At 33.0% G+C, this 3,071-nt stretch carries 3 protein-coding genes; all 3 read right to left on the reverse strand.

Going from position 1 to position 3,071, the window contains the following annotated elements; all coding sequences use genetic code 11:
- Nucleotides 1–666: sugar phosphate nucleotidyltransferase (locus DIU01_RS11290; RefSeq protein ID WP_290834504.1), on the reverse strand; the 666-nt coding region annotated here is incomplete at its 3' end.
- A gap of 38 nt (nt 667–704) precedes the next feature.
- Nucleotides 705–1,931, reverse strand: a complete 1,227-nt coding sequence (gene glgA, locus DIU01_RS11295; protein ID WP_290834506.1) for a glycogen synthase — start codon at nt 1,929–1,931, stop codon at nt 705–707.
- A 173-nt stretch (nt 1,932–2,104) separates the two neighbouring features.
- On the reverse strand, nt 2,105–2,962 hold the full coding sequence (locus tag DIU01_RS11300) for an alpha/beta hydrolase (RefSeq protein WP_290834508.1): 858 nt from the start codon (nt 2,960–2,962) through the stop codon (nt 2,105–2,107).
- Nucleotides 2,963–3,071: the final 109 nt, after the last annotated feature.

Genomic DNA, 3,071 nt, shown 5'->3' on the forward strand with positions numbered 1-3,071 from the left:
AGACATTAACTCAATTAACAGCTCTCGATTAAAAATATAAATTCCCATCGATGCCAGATAATGTTTTCCTTCGGCTTTAGATTCGTCACTTACTTCAGAGGTCCATTCAGGTAATAAACTAGCATTTGGTTTTTCTATAAATGAAGTTATTAAATTTTCAGAATCGGTTTTTAAAATTCCAAATTCAGGTGCTTCTTTTGCGTTAACTGGTAATGTTGCAATGGATATTGTTGCACCGCTTTTTTGATGTGCATCAATCATTTCATTAAAATTCATGTGATACAATTGATCACCAGAAAGTATCAAAGCATAATCAAATTCGTGATTTAAAAAATGGTTCATACATTGACGCACAGCATCGGCCGTTCCTTGAAACCATGTTGGATTGTCTGGAGTTTGTTCGGCAGCTAGAATATCAACAAAAGCAGTACTAAAATGACTAAAATGATAGGTGTTTTTAATATGTTGGTTTAGCGAAGCCGAATTAAATTGCGTTAAAACAAACATCCTTTTGATATCAGAATTGATACAATTAGATATCGGAATATCAACCAAACGGTATTTTCCTGCAATTGGAACTGCTGGTTTAGAACGACTTTCGGTTAATGGGGATAATCTAGAACCTTGTCCGCCACCTAAAATTATGGCTAATGTGCTTTTTTTCATCTGAATCAATTTTAAATTGGATTGTGGTTTTTATTGATTTATGCTTTTTCTTTTTCAAATTTTGATATTACTTTTTCATAGTAATTGTAGGTTGTTTTTGCAATAGATTCCCAACTAAAAATGTCTAAAACGCGTTCTCTTCCGGTTTTTCCCATTTGGTTTGCCAAGTTCTCATCATCTAATAAAAGATTGATTTTTTGGGCAAAATTCTTCTGAAATTCCGCTGGATTTTTCGGATTAAAATCGGTTCTTGAAATACTTTCCAATTCAATTAAATAACCAGTTTCACCTTCAATAATTATTTCTGGAATTCCGCCAACAGCACTTCCTACAACAGCAGTTTCACACGACATGGCTTCTAGATTTATAATTCCGAAAGGTTCATAAAGCGATGGACATGCAAAAACGCGAGCATGACTGTAAAGTACTTTGATTTTTTCTCTCGGAAGCATTTCAGAAATTAGAATAATTCCGTCTCGTTGCGATTGTAATTCTTGAATTAAACTTTCGGTTTCTTTAGCAATTTCTTCAGTATCTGGCGCACCAGCACAAAGAACCACTTGACAATTTTTATTAAAATATTTAGCTGCCGATATCAATTGGGAAATTCCTTTTTGACGAGTAATTCTACCTACAAAAAGCACAAACGGAATTTCTGGATTGATGCCATATTCTACTAATAAATCGGTATCAAAAGTGGGTTTGTAAAATTCGGGATCAATTCCGTTATGAATTACGGTTACTTTTTCTGGTGCAACTCCGTAAGCTTCAATAACATCGGCTTTCATTTGTTGGCTAACGGCAATAATTCCGTCGGCCGTATTATAAGCGTGATTTTCGATCCATCTTGAAAGGAAATAACCGTTTCCAAGTTGTTCTACTTTCCAAGGACGATGCGTTTCTAAGCTATGTGTTGTTAAAATAAGTGGCACTTGAAGCAATTCTCTAGAGAAAATTCCAGCCAAATGCGTGTACCAAGTGTGGCAATGAATTACATCGGCAACAAGCGTATTTTGAGACATTTCTACATTCTTACTCAAGTTATGAAACATCTTAATGTGCTGATTGGCATCGTCTTCCATCTTATTAAGTGAAGATTGAATTCCGATAACATTCATTGAGTTTGTACTTTCCAATTGATTTCCGAAACATCGCACTTCAACCTGACCTAATTTGGCTAATTCCTGACTCAAAAAATCGATATGTACACCAGCTCCACCGTAAATATTTGGAGGAAACTCATTGGAAAAAAGTGCTATTTTCATAAAATGCCGTCTATAATTTTATACAAAACTTAAAAGTAGGAAATAAATTTAACATTCTAATTTTTTCTAAAATAAAATATCTGAGGTTGAAAGTAGTAGACAAAAAAATACATCATAAATTTAAATAAATAATTTATGATGTATTGCAGATGAATTTTATTTTATCGTAAAGTTTATGAATTCAAAAACTCAATAAGGTCTTTATTTAATCGATCTCTTTCTGTGTAAAAAAGTCCGTGTGGCGCTTCTTCATAAACGATAAATTTGTTATTCGGAATCAACTCACTAGCTTTTTCTGATGAAATTTCTATTGGTACAATATCGTCTTCATCACCATGAATAATTAGTGTAGGAACATTTATCGAACTCATTTCATCACGAAAATCGGTGGTAGAAAATGACTTGGCACATTCTAAAGTAGCATGTGGCGAAGCAACCGAACATAGCATTCTGTAATATTCTAATAATGGCGTACTTAATGGTTTATTAAGTAAACTAACACCAAAAAAGGTTTTGCCAAAATTATCTATAAAGTTAATTCTATCATTCTTTATTGTATTGGTTCGTTCTTCGTTATCTTCAGGATTTCTACCTTCAGGATTGTCAGTTGTGCGCAATAAGAAAGGAGTTATTGATGAAATTAAAACAGCTTTAGAAACATTTTTTCCACCATGACGGCTAAAGTAACGAACTACTTCACCGCCACCCATAGAAAAGCCAACAAGAGTGACATCTGTAAGTTCTAATTGGTCAATTATTGCTTTTAAATCATCGGTTAAAGAATCGTAGGAATAGCCATTCCATGGTTGTGACGATTTACCAAAACCTCTTCTATCATAAGTAATAACTCTAAAATTATTTTCAACTAAAGTTTCTACTTGGTATTCCCACATTTCACCAGAAAGCGGCCATCCATGAATTAAAATCACAGGTTTTCCAGATCCATAATCTTTTACATACAATTTCACATTTGGCGCAGTTTGAATGTATTTGTCTGTTGACGGTTCTAAATTTGTTTGATAATCACTCATTTTCTGTTGTTTTTTCATTGTTAAATTCTAACATAAAATTACAATTGATAGACAAAAAAAAGTTACATAAAAACTTTAAATACTTACAAATTTCATAGCTTTGGCTTTA

The sequence above is a fragment of the Flavobacterium sp. genome (assembly GCF_003525665.1).
Classification (GTDB): Bacteria; Bacteroidota; Bacteroidia; order Flavobacteriales; family Flavobacteriaceae; genus Flavobacterium.